Source organism: Kitasatospora sp. LaBMicrA B282 (assembly GCF_050325825.1).
GTDB lineage: Bacteria > Actinomycetota > Actinomycetes > Streptomycetales > Streptomycetaceae > Kitasatospora.
On record NZ_JBNQTI010000023.1, the window covers coordinates 31,882 to 47,399 of the forward strand.

15 protein-coding genes and 1 riboswitch are annotated in these 15,518 nt (G+C 73.3%); of the genes, 5 read left to right on the plus strand and 10 right to left on the minus strand.

Going from position 1 to position 15,518, the window contains the following annotated elements; all coding sequences use genetic code 11:
* The first annotated feature begins 433 nt into the window (after nt 1–433).
* The 3 genes from ACQRUO_RS09520 to ACQRUO_RS09530 all read left to right on the plus strand — a co-directional run bounded on the left by ACQRUO_RS09520 (nt 434) and on the right by ACQRUO_RS09530 (nt 3,731).
* Nucleotides 434–1,618, plus strand: coding sequence for a glycosyltransferase (locus tag ACQRUO_RS09520; RefSeq protein ID WP_428315325.1), 1,185 nt, complete (start codon nt 434–436; stop codon nt 1,616–1,618).
* 13 nt (nt 1,619–1,631) lie between these two features.
* Nucleotides 1,632–1,817: a hypothetical protein gene (locus ACQRUO_RS09525; protein WP_428315326.1), complete on the plus strand. Its 186-nt coding sequence runs from the start codon at nt 1,632–1,634 to the stop codon at nt 1,815–1,817.
* 126 nt (nt 1,818–1,943) lie between these two features.
* A complete protein-coding gene (locus ACQRUO_RS09530; protein WP_428315327.1) occupies nt 1,944–3,731 on the plus strand; it encodes an APC family permease in 1,788 nt (595 codons plus the stop codon).
* A gap of 25 nt (nt 3,732–3,756) precedes the next feature.
* Here the strand turns inward: ACQRUO_RS09530 and ACQRUO_RS09535 are convergent, their stop codons facing one another.
* Nucleotides 3,757–4,878: a HoxN/HupN/NixA family nickel/cobalt transporter gene (locus ACQRUO_RS09535; protein WP_428315328.1), complete on the minus strand. Its 1,122-nt coding sequence runs from the start codon at nt 4,876–4,878 to the stop codon at nt 3,757–3,759.
* A 37-nt stretch (nt 4,879–4,915) separates the two neighbouring features.
* A riboswitch (cobalamin riboswitch) is annotated at nt 4,916–5,152 on the minus strand.
* A gap of 110 nt (nt 5,153–5,262) precedes the next feature.
* Between ACQRUO_RS09535 and ACQRUO_RS09540 the strand changes: the two genes are divergently transcribed.
* Complete coding sequence (locus ACQRUO_RS09540; RefSeq protein ID WP_428315329.1) at nt 5,263–5,628, plus strand: ArsR/SmtB family transcription factor; 366 nt, start codon at nt 5,263–5,265, stop codon at nt 5,626–5,628.
* Nucleotides 5,629–5,730: 102 nt separating this feature from the next.
* Here ACQRUO_RS09540 and ACQRUO_RS09545 read toward each other — a convergent pair whose 3' ends face one another.
* From ACQRUO_RS09545 to ACQRUO_RS09585, 9 genes are all read right to left on the minus strand, one after another.
* Nucleotides 5,731–6,765, minus strand: coding sequence for a LacI family DNA-binding transcriptional regulator (locus tag ACQRUO_RS09545; RefSeq protein ID WP_428315330.1), 1,035 nt, complete (start codon nt 6,763–6,765; stop codon nt 5,731–5,733).
* Entirely contained in the window at nt 6,750–7,787 is a 1,038-nt protein-coding gene (locus tag ACQRUO_RS09550) for an MBL fold metallo-hydrolase (RefSeq protein WP_428315331.1), read from the minus strand. The genes ACQRUO_RS09545 and ACQRUO_RS09550 overlap by 16 nt, the downstream gene beginning before the upstream one ends.
* Before the next feature lie 54 nt (nt 7,788–7,841).
* The gene (locus ACQRUO_RS09555) at nt 7,842–8,897 is read right to left on the minus strand and encodes a methyltransferase (protein WP_428315332.1); all 1,056 of its coding nucleotides are present in this window, start codon (nt 8,895–8,897) and stop codon (nt 7,842–7,844) included.
* Between the two features lie 10 nt (nt 8,898–8,907).
* Nucleotides 8,908–9,318 carry an SAV_915 family protein gene (locus ACQRUO_RS09560; RefSeq protein ID WP_428315333.1) on the minus strand — a complete coding sequence of 137 codons (411 nt, stop codon included), beginning with the start codon at nt 9,316–9,318 and terminating at the stop codon, nt 8,908–8,910.
* Nucleotides 9,319–9,365: 47 nt separating this feature from the next.
* Nucleotides 9,366–9,635 (minus strand): hypothetical protein, encoded by a 270-nt coding sequence (locus tag ACQRUO_RS09565; RefSeq protein ID WP_428315334.1) that lies wholly within the window; start codon nt 9,633–9,635, stop codon nt 9,366–9,368.
* Between the two features lie 256 nt (nt 9,636–9,891).
* Complete coding sequence (locus ACQRUO_RS09570) at nt 9,892–10,743, minus strand: metal ABC transporter permease (protein WP_428315335.1); 852 nt, start codon at nt 10,741–10,743, stop codon at nt 9,892–9,894.
* Nucleotides 10,740–11,681, minus strand: coding sequence for a metal ABC transporter permease (locus ACQRUO_RS09575; protein ID WP_428315336.1), 942 nt, complete (start codon nt 11,679–11,681; stop codon nt 10,740–10,742). The genes ACQRUO_RS09570 and ACQRUO_RS09575 overlap by 4 nt, the downstream gene beginning before the upstream one ends.
* Nucleotides 11,665–12,711 carry a metal ABC transporter ATP-binding protein gene (locus ACQRUO_RS09580; protein WP_428315337.1) on the minus strand — a complete coding sequence of 349 codons (1,047 nt, stop codon included), beginning with the start codon at nt 12,709–12,711 and terminating at the stop codon, nt 11,665–11,667. The genes ACQRUO_RS09575 and ACQRUO_RS09580 overlap by 17 nt, the downstream gene beginning before the upstream one ends.
* Entirely contained in the window at nt 12,708–13,667 is a 960-nt protein-coding gene (locus tag ACQRUO_RS09585; protein WP_428315338.1) for a metal ABC transporter solute-binding protein, Zn/Mn family, read from the minus strand. The genes ACQRUO_RS09580 and ACQRUO_RS09585 overlap by 4 nt, the downstream gene beginning before the upstream one ends.
* Nucleotides 13,668–14,061: 394 nt before the next feature.
* Between ACQRUO_RS09585 and ACQRUO_RS09590 the strand changes: the two genes are divergently transcribed.
* Nucleotides 14,062–15,453, plus strand: a complete 1,392-nt coding sequence (locus tag ACQRUO_RS09590; RefSeq protein ID WP_428315339.1) for a S53 family peptidase — start codon at nt 14,062–14,064, stop codon at nt 15,451–15,453.
* Nucleotides 15,454–15,518 lie beyond the last annotated feature (65 nt).

Sequence of the window (15,518 nt, forward strand, 5' to 3'; positions counted from 1 at the left end):
CCTTGACGGGACAGCAGGACGAAAGGGTGCTTCCGGGACGCGCCGACCGGAGTGACACGCGGCACGGATCGCATTCCGGGGCGGCAGTTCGCGGTCATCCTAGCCCCACGTCACGGCCCATCTGCGGCCCGCCCACCGCCCGTTCGCCACCGAACGACAAGCCATTCCGAAACCTTCGCGCTGCCCTCGCCGCCCCCGGGGTTCCCCTTGTCCACTCTCGTCCCGCCCTTTCGAGAATCTCCCCTCTGTCCGAATTGTCGACGTTGACGGCAGTTGCCGGAAACCTTTCCTGTGCCCTTCGCAACATTCGACGGAACGGGCCGGAGAACGGTCGGAAGCCGCGTCAGCCGTGGGGTACGGTGCCCTCGGACACGCACAAGGACGACACACTGTGTAGGTCCAGTAATGTCATCCTTGGCGGGGGAGAGGGACCTTGTCCGGCAGTACTGTCAGCCGTTCGCGTACGGCTGGGTCCGGCGCGCCACGCAGCCGGCACCGGCGCGGCCGGGTGGCCCTCGGCCCGCTCCACGACGGCCTCCACTACGACACGGTGGCCCTGGTACCGGCCCGCAACGAGGAGATCGGCGTCTTCACCGCGCTGCGCTCCCTGGCGTCCCAGAGCCGGCGCCCGGACCTGGTCATCGTGGTGGTGAACAACTCCACCGACCGCACCGAGACGTTCGCGCGGCAGTTCGCCGCGGATCCCAACGCGCCGCTCACCGTGGTGCTGAACCTCCCGGACAACCCGCACAAGAAGGCGGGCGCGCTCAACCACGGCATCGACTGGCTGCGGCAGTCGGTGGGCGGCCGGCTGGCCGGCAAGGTCGGGCACGTCCTGGTCATGGACGCCGACACCGACCTGCACGTCAAGTTCATCGAGCGGGCGCGCAACGTCATCGCCTCCGACCCCGAGCTCGGCGGCGTCAGCGCGGCCTGCCTGGGCCGGACCGACCTGTGGCAGACCCCGTGGCAGCGCTACCTGCTCGGGATGCAGATCATCGAGTACGGCCGCGCCGCCAACGCGCGTTACCGCAGCGACGTCCACACGATGTCGGGCGCCGGGTCGTTCTACCGGGGCGAGGCGCTGCAGAGCGTCCTGGACTGGCGGAACGAGGTGTTCTGGGAGGACCACCGCAACCTGGTCGAGGACTACGAGACCACGCTGACGCTCAAGGAGTCCGGCTGGAAGGTCACGGCCAACCAGCTCTGCATCGCCTACACCGACCTGATGCCCACCCTGCGCGAGCTGGTCCAGCAGCGCGAGCGGTGGGGACGCGGCACGGTGGACGCGCTGCGCAGCCGCGGCTGGACCAAGTTCACCTGGCACTCGATCAGCACCATGATCCTCGGGATGCTCGGCTCGGTGTACGTCCTCGGCTGGGGCTCGACCCAACTGGTCAAGGCGGCGCGGCACGGCCTGGCCCAGCAGCCGCTGTTCTGGGTGCTCATCGCCTTCTGGATCGTCTATCCGGCGCTCCGGGTCCGCAACCTGGGGTGGAAGGCGATGCTCGTCGAAGCGCTGCTGCTGCCCGAGCTCGTCTACACGGTGGTGCGGACCTACTGGCTGACCACGTCCGTCGTGAAGTCCTACGCGACGCGCGTCTCTTCGTGGAAGTGAATCGGGAACGGCAGTGAACTCTCTCAAGGGCCTGGGGATCTGTGCGCTCCTCGCCGGCGTCGCCTTCGCACTGACCAGGGTGGCGGACCCGTCGCGGCTGTTCCTGGGCATCAGCGTCTCGATCATCGGGGTCTCGCTGACCACCTACGCGGCCTCGATCAAGCGCCGCCGCCGCGACCGCCGCGCCGCCGGGGAGTGAGGCGGGCCGACTGGCCCGGCACCCCGCCGACCCCCGGCCGGCCGACTGGCCGCGCGTCAGAGCCGTCGTACAGGCCCGACCCGCACTAGCGTCGGCGGGAGACGAGCGACGAGCGAGGGGGTGGCCATGCCCGAGGAGACCACGGAGCGCGACCGGCTGACGGTGCCGCAGGGGCTGGCCGCGCTCTCGCTCGACGCACTCGCCTCGGTGGCGTACGGCCCCGAGGCGATCGTGCTGGTGCTGGCCGTCGCCGGCAGCCACGGGCTCGGCTTCACACTGCCGGTGACCATCGCCATCACCGTGCTGCTGGCCGCGCTGACCTTCTCCTACCGCCAGGTGATCGCCGCCTTCCCGAACGGCGGCGGCGCCTACGCGGTGGCCAAGGCACACCTGGGCCGCCGGGTCAGCCTGGTCGCCGCGGCCTCGCTGATCATCGACTACGTGCTGAACGTGGCGGTCTCGGTCTCGGCCGGCGTGGCCGCGCTCACCTCGGCGTTCCCGAGCCTCTACCCCGACCGGGTGGTGCTCTGCGTCGTGGTGCTGGCGCTGATCACCGCGGTGAACCTGTACGGGGTCGCCGAGTCCGCCAAGGTGCTGATCCCGCCGACGGTGATCTTCGTGGTGGCGATCTACACGGTGATCGTGATCGGCCTGCTGCGCCCGCACCCGGTCACCGCGCCGACCCACGTGGGTGCCGCCACCCAGAGCGTGGGCCTCCTGCTGCTGCTCAAGGCCTTCGCCTCCGGCTGCGCGGCGCTGACCGGGGTGGAGGCGATCGCCAACGCGGTGCCGACCTTCCGCACCCCGCGGGTGCAGCGGGCGCAGCACACCGAGATCGCGCTCGGCGCGCTGCTCGGCAGCATGCTGATCGGCCTCTCGGTGCTGATCGGCCGCTTCCACGTCGCCCCGAACCCCACCAAGACCGTGCTCGCCCAGCTCACCGACGCCTCGCTCGGGCACAACGCCGGGTTCTACGTCGTCCAGTTCGCCACCGTGGCGCTGCTCGCGCTGGCGGCCAACACCTCGTTCGGCGGCATGCCGGTGCTGACCTCGCTGCTGGCCCGTGACCACCACGTGCCGCACGTCTTCGCGTTGCGGGCCGACCGGCAGGTCTACCGGCACGGGGTGCTGGTGCTGGCCGGGGCGGCGCTGGTGCTGCTGGTCGGGGCGCGGGGCGACACCCAGGCGCTGGTGCCGGTCTTCGCGATCGGCGTCTTCATCGGCTTCACCATCTCCCAGGTGGGGATGGTCCGGCACTGGCGGCTGGAGCGCGGCCCCGGCTGGCGGGGTCGGGCGGTGCTGAACGGGCTGGGCGCGGTGCTGACCGCGGCGGCCACGGTGATCGAGCTGATCGCCAAGTTCGGCGAGGGCGGCTGGCTGGTCTTCCTCGCGGTCGCGGTGCTGGTCACCCTCTTCGAGTCGATCCACCGCAGCTACGCGCGGATCGGGCGGGCCCTGCACATCGGCGAGGTGCCGGGCCCGCCGGTGCAGGAGCACTCGCTGGTGGTGGTGCCGGTGGGGGCGGTGAACCGGCTCACCCAGGAGGCGCTGGGCACCGCGCTCTCGCTGGGCGACGAGGTGCGCGCGGTGACCGTGGTGCACCCCGAGGAGGAGGGCGCGCCGGACGCCGACGCGATGCTGGAGGCCTGGCAGCGGTGGCACCCGGACGTCCCGCTGACCGTGCTGTCCAGCCGGTCGCGCTCGCTCACCCGGCCGATCGTGGACCACCTGCAGGAGCTGGCCGCGGCCAAGGAGCACGACCGGCTGGTGGTGCTGATCCCCGAGATGCACCTGCCGCACCCCTGGCAGCGGCTGCTGCAGAACCAGCGCGGGGTGATCCTGGACCGGGCGATCCGCCAGCACACCGACGCGGTGATCTGCCGGCTGCGGTTCCGGATCGAGGTCCCGCGCTAGCTGCACCCGCCCGAGCGGGGCACCGTCAAGCGTCGGCGGCGTCGCGCTTGGGCCAGCGCTGCTCCACCTTCGCCAGCCGCCAGTACGCCAGCGCGCAGGCCCAGACCACCACGAACAGGCCGACGATGACGAACCCGACGTTGTTCAGGTCGATGCCGGAGATCCAGTTGGTCACCGGGTCGCTGAGGTCCAGCTGGTCGTGCAGCACGCCGATGAGCTCGATGGTGCCGATCAGGAAGGCGACGGCGATCGAGAGCCCGGTGATGGTGAGGTTGTAGTAGACCTTGCGGGTCGGGTTGGAGAACGCCCAGTGGTAGGCGAAGTTCATGAAGGTGCCGTCGAGGGTGTCGAACAGGCTCATCCCGGAGGCGAACAGCAGCGGCAGGCAGAGGATCGCGTACCAGGGCAGGCCCGCCGCGGCGCCGGAGCCGGCCATGGCCAGCAGCACCACCTCGGTGGCGGTGTCGAAGCCGAGGCCGAACAGCAGCCCGATCGGGAACATCTGGCCGGGGCGGGTGATGGACTTGGTCAGCCGGCCGAGGATGCGGTTCAGGAAGCCGCGGTTGTCCAGGTGCTTCTCCAGCTCGTGCTCGTCGAACTGGCCGGCCCGCATGTCCTTGAAGACCCGGTAGATCCCGGCCAGCGACACCAGGTTGAGCGCGGCGATCAGGTACAGGAAGCCACCGGAGACGCTGGTGGACACCACGCCCAGCAGCTGCTTGGTGCTGGAGGTGTCGCTGGTCAGCGTGGTGGCGATGTGCGCACCGGCGGCGACCAGGCCGGCCAGCAGGCAGACGATGGTGGAGTGGCCGAGGGCGAACCAGAAGCCGACCGAGACCGGTCGCTTGCCGTCCGCCATCAGCTTGCGGGTGGTGTTGTCGATCGCCGCGATGTGGTCGGCGTCGAAGGCGTGCCGCATGCCCAGGGTGTAGGTGGTGACGCCGAGTCCGAGGCCGAACACCTGGGTGCCGACGGCGTAGTGGTGCGGGGCGACCATGGTGATCAGGACGCCGAAGGCGACGATGTGCATCGCGGCGATGACCGCGATCAGGCCGCCGGTGCGTATCCAGTCCTTCCTCTCCCACCGCAACGACGTGGCGGTGGTACTCGCGGGGGACTTCAGCACAGCGGTTTCGGGCAGGGTCATCCTGGGACAGCCTCTCCAGCACCTCGTGGACAGTTACTCGTCATGCGGTGCCGTGGCCGGTCTCCTGGCTGACAGGTCGAACGTCCGAACGTGCCCGGCCTTCCCAGGCGCACGCGGCGCCCAGTGGCCGCCCACCGCGCGGGGCGGTGGGTGTGGCGGTTCGGACTTCCTGATCACAGTGGCGAGGGCCGCTCCGGACTCCTGCGTCGAACGCGTCCAACGCGTCCGACCCAGCGCACCGGTCTTCCCGAGCACCACGGCGGGGGACACCGTAGGGCCCGGGCGGTGATCACCACAAGCCTGCGCAGGTACGCAGGTGTCGCAGGTCACAGCCGGGGCCGGCGGGTTTTGGACAGCAGTGGCGCCCGAGGCGAAGATGGGGCCATGCACCTGGTACCGGAGGAGCGCGCGCACCGGCGCCCCATCGACGAGCACACGGTCTGCGCGGCCGTCGCCGGCATCGGCGACCCGAGCGACGTGCGCAGTTGGGCCGCCCGCTTCGCCCTGCTCGCCGAGCCCGGGCGGCTCGCGGTGCTGCTGGCGGTGCACCGGGCCGGGCCGATCGCCGTCTCGGACCTGGCGATCGCCACCGGCATCAGCGAGACCGCGGTCTCCCAGACGCTGCGCATCCTGCGCACCTCGGGCACCGTGACGGCGGCCAAGGACGGGCGGGTGGTGCGCTACCGGCTGGCCGACCCGGCGGTGGCCGCCCTGCTCGACCCGATCCCCGCGCTGCCGCACACGGAGTGAGCAGAGTGCCCGGCCAGGTGGGCTGAGGCCCGCTCAGCGTGTGGTTGCCCGCCTCGGTGACCCGAGGTGCACTGAGCGGGCCCTCGGTGGCCCAAGGCCCGCTCAGCGCGGCGGGGCGCCGGTGCTGGCCCGCAGCACCACCCGGGCCGGCAGCCGCAACCGGGCCGGGGCGACCCCCGGCGGCGGGTCGGCCAGGGCCAGCCGGACCGCCTCGCTCCCCAACTGCTCCAGCGGCAGCCGCACCGTGGTCAGCGCGGGCACCAGGTCGGCGGCCGACGGCAGGTCCTCGAACCCCGCCACCGAGATCCGCCCCGGCACCGGCACCCCGCGCTCACGCAGTTCCGCCAGCACCCCCGTCGCACAGAGGTCGGCGAGGGCCAGCACGCAGCTCGGCCACCGCTCGACCGGCCGGCCGTCCAGCAGGTCGGCGATCGCCCGCCGACCGCCGGCCCTGGTCGGCTCGGCGTGCCGGACGTCCTGCGGTCCCAGCCCGATCCCCGCCTCCGTCAGCGCCGAGCGCACCCCCGCCAGCCGGTCCGCCGACACCCGGTACCGGCGCGGGCCGGCGATCACCGCGAACCGGCGGTGCCCGAGACCCGCCATCGTGCGGGCCAGCGCGGCAGCGCCGGCCTCGCTCTCCGGCAGCACGCAGGCGTGCTCCGCCCCCTGCTCGGTGATGCCCGCGACCCGGCCCCCGTCGGCCCGGTAGGCGGCCAGCGCCGCGTCGATCGCGCGGGCCGCGGCCGGGTCGGTGAACGCGGACCCGGCCAGCACGACGGCCCGCACCCGCTGGCCGCGCAACGCCAGGATGCCGCGCAGTTGGGCGTCCGGGTCGCCGTCGGTCTCCACCAGCAGCGGCAGCAGTCCGGCGGCGGCGGCCGCGCCGGACACCCCGCGGGCGATCGCCGCACCGGCCGGGTCGCCGATGTCGGGCAGCAGCAGGCCGACGTGCGCCGTGGTCGACCGGGCCAGCGCCTGGGCGGCCGCGTTCGGCAGGTACCCGAGCTCCGCGGCGCTGGCCCGCACCCGGTCCGCCAGCTCCTGGCCCACCGCCCGGGCCGAGCCGTTCAGCGCCCGCGACGCCGTCGCCGGCGACACCCCGGCGTGCCGCGCGACCTCGCTCAGCGTGACGCCCACGGTGCCCCGTGCCCTTCCGCGCGGCGCAGGCCGCCGGTCAGCGTAGACCAGCCCTTGTGCAGCAGTCCGCGGGCCTGCAGCCGGAGCATGTCGAGCCTGCGCGGCTCGTTGTAGAGGACGAAGTCGTCGTACCGGTGCACCCCGCGCCGCCCGGCGACCGCCCGGGCCGCGTCGCGCACCGCCACCAACTGAGCCACCGTCAGCTCCGGCGCCCGCTCGTCGGGCTGGTAGCTGGCACCGATCGGGTACTCGGCGCCCGGCCGGCTGCCCAGCTCGACGTGGCAGCCGAGCACGTGGGTGACCGGCCGGGTCCCGGTGAACTCGACCAACCGGTCCAGCGTGGCCAGGAAGGCGGGGAAGTCCGGGGCGTACAGCCGGCCGGGGAGCACGGTGTCCCCGGTCAGCAGGATGCCGGTCCACGGGTCGTACACCGTGACCGCGCTGGGGTGGTGCCCGGGCGAGCCGATCACCTCCAACTCCCGGCCGCCCAGGTCGAACCGGACCGAGGTGCGGGGCCAGTCCGCCCCGAACCCGAAGAAGGCGCGCACCGCCTGCTCGTCCCGACCCACCACGGTGGTGTCCGCCCGGTCGGCGAACTGCGGGTCCCCGGCCACGTGGTCGCCGTGCCCGTGGGTGTGGGCGACCACCAGCCCGTAGCGCTCCCGCGGGTGCGCGGCCAGCCACTCCTCGACCAGCCCGTCGACGCAGCTCCGCAGCGGGAAGAGCTCGGGGTCGGCGGTGGCCCCGGTGTCGAGCAGCAGCGCCCGGTCGTTGCCGAACAGTAGGAAGACGAACGGCGCCTCGTAGTCGGTGGTCTTGCTCTGCCGGATGATCACGGTGTGCTCGTCGTGGCGGTGCACCTGGAGCCTGGGCGCGCCGGCCCGCTGCTTCGCCGACGGCACGCCGTGGATCCAGCGCACCCCCACCAGCGCGCCGGCGACCGGGGCGGCGGTGCCGAAGTCGATCCGCCCGACGTCCGGGGTGGGGCGGTCGCTGCTGGGGGTGTCACTGGGCGGCTGCACGTCGGTAACGTATCGCGGTCCCGCAGCTGGACCGGTGCGGGGCGGTCGCCCGGCCTACGCCGCTCGGGTGGCCTCCAGGACGCACATCGGGCCGGCGGTGGGGCGGATCCGGTCCAGCTGGAAGCCGTGGGCGGTGAGCAGGTGCCGCCAGTCGGCGGCGGAGCGCTCGCGGCCGCCGAGCATGCCGAGCATGGTCAGGTCGAGCAGCGTGGCGACCTGCGGGAGGGCGCCCTCGCCGAGCACGGTGTCGACCAGCACCAGCCGGGCTTGCGGGGTGGCGGCCTGGTGGATCCGGGCCAGGATCCGGCCGGCCTGCTCGTCGTCCCAGTCGTGCAGGATGAAGCAGGCCAGGTAGCAGTCACCGGCCGGGACCGCGGTGAAGAAGTCGCCGCCCTGCGCCTCGACCCGGTCCGCCACGCCCTGGGCCCGGAGCAACGGCGGTGCCGCCGCGACGACGTGGGGCAGGTCGAAGACGATCCCGCGCACCTGCGGGTGGCGCCGGGCCAGCGCGGCGAGCACCGTGCCGTCCGCGCCGCCGACGTCGACCACGGTCCGGGCGCCGTCCACCTCCACGGCGTCCAGGGCGTCGCGGCGCAGCCGGGCGAAGTCGGCCATCGCGGCGGTGAAGGTGGCCACCCGCTCGGGGTCCTCGCCGAGCCAGTCGAAGAACGGGCGGCCGTAGGCCCGTTCGGCGGCCGGGACGCCGTCCCGGGCGGTGTGCCAGAGCTCGGCGAACGCCAGGTAGTGCGTCTCCATCCAGGTCAGCGCGACGTTGCGGAGCGATTCGGGGGTGTCCGAGGCCAGGGTCCGGCCGAGCGGGCCGAGGCCGACCAGCGGGCCGTGCGCAGCGCCGTCCGGCTCGCCGTCCGGGTCCTCGCCGTCCGGGTCATCGTCCGGCTCGACGGTGAACACCCCCTCGGCGGCCAGGGTGCGCAGCAGCCGGCCGAGCGGTGCGGCGTCCAGCCCGGTGGCCGCTGCCAGGGCGGGCAGCGGCAGCGGCCCGGCGAGCAGGTGGTCGGCGACCTTGGCGCGTGCGGTGACGTACAGGGCCTGGGAGATCTGGAACCCGCCGAGCAGGCGGAGCATGTCGGCGCTGGGGGCCACGGTCATGGGCGCCAAGCTACCGAGCGGCTCCGGAGTCGACCACCGGAATCAGGACGGCATCGCCCGGGCGGAGCACACCGGATGCGGACGTCGGCGCGGCGGGCGTGGCGGGGGCGGCGCGCCCGGTGGGCGGGGCCGGGGCCACCAGCCTGGGGTCGAGCACCAGGCGGTGCACGCCCAGCGGCTCGGTCAGTTCGCGCAGGGCCGGCTCGGTCAGCTCGGCGGCGGCCTGGTCGGGGCCGAGCAGCGCGTGCAGGGCGGCGAGCGAGCTGAACAGGACGGCGCAGCGGCTGCCGTCGCGCTGCCGGAACAGGCGCAGGGTCTGGACGCTGCCGCGCTCCCGGACCGGGACGTAGCGCGGGACGGACGGCTCGGCGGGCGCGGCCGGCGGGTCCGGCAGGTGGGGCGCGCGGTGGACGGTGGTCACGGCGTTCCTCCGACGGGGATCCGGATGGCGGACGGGGTCCGGAGCTCTCAGTCCAGGTACTGCATGGCGAAGCGGCAGTGCGCGTGGGCGGTGCGGTCACGCTCCGCCATCCGAGTGGTCGGCTCCTCCGCCGCCTCCTCCGGCGCGGACTCGGCGACCGGCACGTCGGGGGTGCCCGCCCGCGGGGTCGGGGCCGGATCGAAGACCGTGCCGCGCAACAGGCCGCTCAGCAGGGCGTCGGCGATCGGGCGGGGCAACGGCAGGTCGGCGGGCTCGACCGGGAGGGGCAGGTCACTCGGGGCGTGGGTGGTGGTCATCGCGTTCGCTTCCTTCCAGGGCCTCGGACGCCGGGGCCGGGCGGCGACGCCGGGGCCGGGCGGCCGGGCGCAGCTCCAGTGCAGCCCCATCACCCCCGGATCGCACCCGTCCTTGACGCGTGGACTACGCCGACAGGCCCGTCCTTGACGGCACCTTGACATACCCCTCCCCCGTTCGGCGCAGCCGCCGTGCCGGAGGGCGGCACCCCGGGGTGCCGCCCTCCGCCCAACGTCCTCCGCGGCCTGCCCGCGGGCGCTACGCCCCGGCCACCGCCGGACGGGTCGCGGCGGCGCGGGAGGGGCGGACCAGGAAGGTCGCGGCGTACACCGCGCTTGCCGTGGCCATGATCGCGAAGCTCGGCGGGAGCTGCGGGAAGGCGGCGCTGAGCAGCAGTCCGCCCCACATCTCGCCGACCGCGAGCGCGGCGGAGAGGGCCAGCGCCCGGAACGGACGGTCCGTCAGCCGGATCGCCGCACCCGCCGGGGCGGCCAGCAGGCCGAGCAGCAGCAGCGAGCCGACCGCCTGGGTCGCCTCCGCCGCGGTGGCGCCGACCAGCACCAGGAAGCCGTACCCGAGCAGCCGCACCGGGACCCCGCGGGCGGCCGCGACCGCCTCGTCCAGGGTGGCGAAGAGCAGCGGACGGCCGATCAGCAGGGTGAGCAGGCAGACCGCGCCGGCGATGACCACGGCCAGCGTGGTCGCCGCGGAGTCCAGCCCGAAGATCGAGCCGAACAGCACGCTGGTGCCCGCACCGCCCTGGCCGGAGCCGCTGCGCGAGGTGGTGTAGACGGTGAGGAAGAAGGCGCCGAGGCCGAGGATCCAGGCGAAGACGTTGCCGATCACCACGTCGTCCGGCCGGCCGCGCCGGCCCAGTCCGCCGAGCAGCAGGCCGACGCCGATGGTCGCGGCGAACAGGCCCAGCCGCAGGTCGTAGCCGCCGGCCAGGGCCGCCATGGCACCGGTGAAGGCGACGTGGCTGAGTGCGTCGCCGGTGAACAGCTGGGCGCGCAGCACCAGGAAGTACCCGACCAGCCCGCAGGCCAGCGCGATGAAGGTGCCGGCCAGCAGCGCGTGCTGGAAGAACGCCTGGGTGAGGACCGAGGTCATGCCGCACCCCCGACCCCGAGCAGCGCCGGTCCGGCCTCCCGCGGCCCGGCCTCCCGGCGGCGGCCGAGCGCCTCGCGGATCAGCCGCACCAGGTGCGCGAGCAGGTAGCCGCCGAACGCGAAGGTCGTCACGAAGAACCCGAGCGGGTAGGGCTGGTAGTAGGCCGCGACCAGCCCCGCCCAGCAGGCGCCCAGGCCCAGCAGCACCGAGAGCAGCAGGCTGCGCGCCGGACGCGCGGTCAGCTGCCCGGCAGTGGCGGCGGGGATCACCATCAGCGCGAAGACCAGCAGGGTGCCGGTGATCTGGCTGGCCTCGGCGGTGGCCGCACCGAGCAGCACCAGGAAGAGCGTGCCGAGCAGCCGGACCGGCACCCCGCGCCCGGCCGCCACCTGCGGGTCGACCGAGGCGAAGAAGAGCGGGCGGCCGATCACCGCGAGCACCGCGAGCACCGCGGCGCCGACCACCGCCAGCACCGTCACCTGGCTGGTGGTGATGCCGAGGAAGCTGCCGAAGAGCAGCGCCGTCGGCCCCTCCAGCAGCCCCTTGTACAGGCTGATGAAGAGGAACCCGCAGGCCAGCGCGAAGGCCTGGACGGTGCCGGTGACGGCGGACTCCTCCGCGCCGCTCCCCTGGCCCTTGCGGCCGAGCGCGGCGATCACCAGGGCGGCCGCCACGCAGAAGCCGAAGTAGCCGAGCGAGGTGCTGAAGCCGGCCAGCACGGCCAGCGAGGCCCCGGGGAAGGCGACCACCGAGAGGGTGTGCCCGGCGAAGGTCTGGCGCCGCAGCACCATGAACCAGCCGACCACCGCGCAGACCACCGAGACCACCAGGCCGGCCCGGAAGGCGTTGACCATGAAGGCGTAGGACCACATCTCCTGGAAGTCGGCCACCAGGTTCCAGGAGAAGACCGGCGCCAGGGCGTCAGTTGCCAGCTGCACGGCCGCCACCCCCGCTCCCGATCAGTTCGGCGTCCGCCGGGCCGCCCTCGACCGCGGGCGCGCCGGCCGGCTCGGCGTGCCGGTCGGTGTGCCGGGCCGGGGCCTCGGGCTGGCCGACCACGACCAGGCGCCCGGCGCTGGTGCGCAGCACCTCGACCGGGGTGCGGTAGAGCCGGGTCAGCGTCTCGGAGGTGATCACCTCGGCCGGCGTGCCGGACATCGCGCCGCCCTCGGCGAGGTACACCACCCGGTCCAGGTGGTGCAGGATCGGGTTCACGTCGTGCGCGACCATCACCACCGCCACGCCCTCCTGGTGGCAGATCCGGCCGAGCAGCGCCGCGATCGCGCTCTGGTTGGGCAGGTCGAGGCTGTCCAGCGGCTCGTCCAGCAGCAGCAGCGAGGGCCGGCGGACCAGCGCCTGGGCGATCAGCAGCCGCTGCTGCTCGCCGCCCGAGCACTGGCCGATCGGTCGGTGCGCGTAGTCGGCGGCGCCGACCAGCTCCACCACCTCGTCGATCCTCTCCCGTGCGGCCCGCCGCCTGGCCCGGCCCAGGCCCGGGACGGGGATCCCCCACCGGTCCCCGTCCAGGCCCAGCCGCACCACGTCGATCCCGCGGATCCGCACGCTGGCGTCGAAGCTGCGGCGCTGCGGCAGGTAGCCGACGCCGCCGGTGCCGCCCGGGCCGGTGTGCCCCGCGCGCGCACCGGGCGCGCCGCCGAGCACGGTGACCTCGCCGGCCGCCGGGGCCAGCAGGCCGAGCAGCACCTTGATCATGGTGGACTTGCCGACCCCGTTGGGGCCGAGGACCGCGGTGAACTCACCGGGACCGACGGCCAGGTCGACCCCCGACCAGAGGGTCCGCCCGCCCACCCGGACAGCCGCGCCGCGCAACGTCACCACCGGGTCCGACGCCGCCACCGGCTCCGTCGCCGCGGACCGCCGCTGCTGGAGCGGCAGTCGGGCGGCCGACGGCTGCTCCGCCGCCGCGTCGCCCGACTCGTTGCCTATCTCGCTGGGCTGGATGCTCACTTGCCGACCCCCTGCTTCAGTGCGTTCTCGATCCCCTGGAGTTGGCCGACCTGCCAGTCCTGGAAGGTCGCGCCGGCCGGCGACAGCGTCTCGGTGACCTGGGCCACCGGGATGCCCTGCGCCTTGGCGGCGTTCACCTGGGCCATCACGTCGGGGTCGGAGTTCTGGGTGTTGAACACGTAGATCTTGATCTGCTTGGCGGCGATCTGCCGGTCGATGGTCGCCTTGTCGGCGGCGGTCGGGTCGTTGCCCTCGCTCATCGCGTCCAGGAAGCTCTCCGGCGTGAGCAGCTTGAGGCCGAGCGACTCGGCCAGCGGGGTCACGATGGACTCGGAGGCACCGATCGGAGTGCCGGCGTAGGTCGCCTTGATGTCCGCTTCCAGCCGCTCGTACGGGGCGAGGGCCTGGGTCTCGAAGGCCTGCTTCTGCGCGGCGAAGTAGGCCGCGTCGGCCGGGTCCTGCTGCTGGTAGTCGGCGGTGATCCGGTCGATCACCCGGTGCACGCTGTCCGCCGAGTACCACTGGTGCGGGTTGTCGCCCTCCTGCTTGCCGAGCAGCGTGCCGACCTTGAGGACGGTGCGGTGCGGCTCGGGCGTGGCGGCGAGCAGCTTGTCGGACCAGCCGTCGTAGCCGATGCCGTTGGTGATCACGTAGTCCGCCGACTCCACGGCCCGGCCGTCGGCCGTGGTCGGCTCGTAGGAGTGCGGGTCGGTGTCGGGGTTGGTGATCAGGCTGGCCACCTGGACGTGGTCGCCGCCGAGCTGGCGGGCGATGCTGCCCCAGAAGTTCTCGGCCGCGACCACCCGGAGCACCCGCGCGCCGCCGGCCGGTCGGTCGGCGGCGCTGGAGGCCGTGGAGCACGCGCTGGTGCCGGCAAGCACGGCAGCCGCGGCGAGCACGCCGAGCACCGTGGTGGTGGTGCGACGATGACCGCCGCCGGACCTAGCGCCGTGCATGAAGGGACACCCTCCCGGGGGTCGGCCGGGCCCCAGCTGCGGGATCCGGAAACCAGTGGACCCTTCGAGAGTAGGTAGAAATGGTTTTCACATCCAGCCGAGGTGCCGCCGGTCTGATAATCATTACCGATTCTTGACCGCCTGACCTGCCCGATCGCCGCCTCGAGCGGCCGCGCGGCACGGAGCGTGATGAGCCGAGCGCTCAGCGCAACCGGACCGGAGTCCCTGGCCAGGACCCGCCGCCACCCCAGGAGCCCGCAGCAGCCCACCAGGTACAGACATGTCAAAGGTTTCCCCATGCCTCCCACAAGCCGCGGACAGGCCCACCCGGACAGGAGTGCGATATCGCCCACACCGTCATCGACGGACACCCCCCATCACCCCAGGGACACCCATGCGTCGTTCCACCCTCAGCCGCGCCACCGCTGCGGCGTTCGGCACCGTCGCCCTGTTCACCGCGACCGCCCTCACCGGCGCCGCGCCGGCCACCGCCGCGTTCGCCGCGGCGGCCCCCGCACCGGCCGCGAAGCCGATACCGGCCGCGATCGGGCACCGGATGCTGTCGGGTCAGTTCCCCGCTCCCCTCACCCCCAGCCAGTGCCAGACCCAGTTCCAGGCCTCCTGCTACGGCGCGAGCGAGCTGGAGCAGGCCTACGACGTGCACCCGCTGTTCGACCAGGGCGTCAACGGCAAGGGCCGCACCATCGTGATCGTCGACTCCTACGGGTCGCCGACCATCCAGCACGACCTGGACGTCTACAGCAGCCAGTACGGCATCCCGAGCACCAACGTGCAGGTGGTCAAGTGGGGCAACGTCCCCGCCTTCGACCCGACCAACTCGGACATGACCGGGTGGGCCGAGGAGACCACGATCGACGTCGACATGGCGCACGCGATGGCGCCCGGCGCGAAGATCGTGCTGGTCGAGACCGGCGTCTCGGAGACCGAGGGCACCACCGGCTTCCCGGAGATGATGGCCGCCGAGGACTCGCTGATCAAGCAGGGTGTCGGCGACGTGATCTCGCAGAGCTTCGGCGCCACCGAGAACACCTTCCCCGGCTTCGACCAGGGCGACTACTCCAGCCTGCTGAACCTGCGCTTCGCGTTCAAGGACGCGGCCGCGCACGGGGTCACCGTGCTGGCCTCCTCCGGTGACAACGGCGTGACCGACGCCGAGCCGGACGGCTCGACCCTCTACCCGTACCCGGTGACCTCCTGGCCGCCCTCCGACCCGCTGGTGACCGGCGTCGGCGGCACCTCGGTGCACCTGGACGACAACGGCAACCGGACCAGCCCGGACTCCGTCTGGGACGACCCGGCGACCGGCGGCGGCGCCTCGGGCGGCGGCAAGTCCAAGGTGTTCGACCGGCCGCTGTTCCAGCTCGGCGTGCAGAACGTGGTGGGCAACTCCCGCGGCGTGCCGGACATCAGCATGGTCGGCGATCCCAACACCGGCGTCTGGACCTACAACAGCTTCGGCCCGCAGGACGACGGCTGGGAGCTGTGGGGCGGCACCAGCGTGGCCTGCCCGATCTTCTCCGGCGTGGTGGCGCTGGCCGACCAGGTCGCCGGGCACCGCCTGGGCAACCTGAACTACGGCCTGTACGCGCTCGGCGCGGCGCAGCAGGCCGGTCTCCCGGACACCGGGATCAACGACATCGTGGGCGGCTCCAACACCTACGGCGGCGTGACCGGCTTCCCGGCGACCAAGGGCTATGACCTGGCCACCGGTTGGGGCACGGTCGACGCGGCGAAGTTCGTGCCGGTGATCGCCGCGCTCGGCTGACGCATCGTCAACTCCTGAGCACCACCGCGGACCTGCTCGCTCAGCCCAGCTGGGCGAGCAGGTCC

Bases quoted from the DNA above. Each gene is read 5' to 3' on its own strand.
- ACQRUO_RS09530 (WP_428315327.1), top strand. From the start codon at position 1,944: ATGCCCGAGGAGACCACGGAGCGCGACCGGCTGACGGTGCCGCAGGGG.
- ACQRUO_RS09535 (WP_428315328.1), bottom strand. From the start codon at position 4,878: ATGACCCTGCCCGAAACCGCTGTGCTGAAGTCCCCCGCGAGTACCACC.
- ACQRUO_RS09540 (WP_428315329.1), top strand. From the start codon at position 5,263: ATGCACCTGGTACCGGAGGAGCGCGCGCACCGGCGCCCCATCGACGAG.
- ACQRUO_RS09555 (WP_428315332.1), bottom strand. From the start codon at position 8,897: ATGACCGTGGCCCCCAGCGCCGACATGCTCCGCCTGCTCGGCGGGTTC.
- ACQRUO_RS09565 (WP_428315334.1), bottom strand. From the start codon at position 9,635: ATGACCACCACCCACGCCCCGAGTGACCTGCCCCTCCCGGTCGAGCCC.
- ACQRUO_RS09570 (WP_428315335.1), bottom strand. From the start codon at position 10,743: ATGACCTCGGTCCTCACCCAGGCGTTCTTCCAGCACGCGCTGCTGGCC.
- ACQRUO_RS09585 (WP_428315338.1), bottom strand. From the start codon at position 13,667: ATGCACGGCGCTAGGTCCGGCGGCGGTCATCGTCGCACCACCACCACG.
- ACQRUO_RS09590 (WP_428315339.1), top strand. From the start codon at position 14,062: ATGCGTCGTTCCACCCTCAGCCGCGCCACCGCTGCGGCGTTCGGCACC.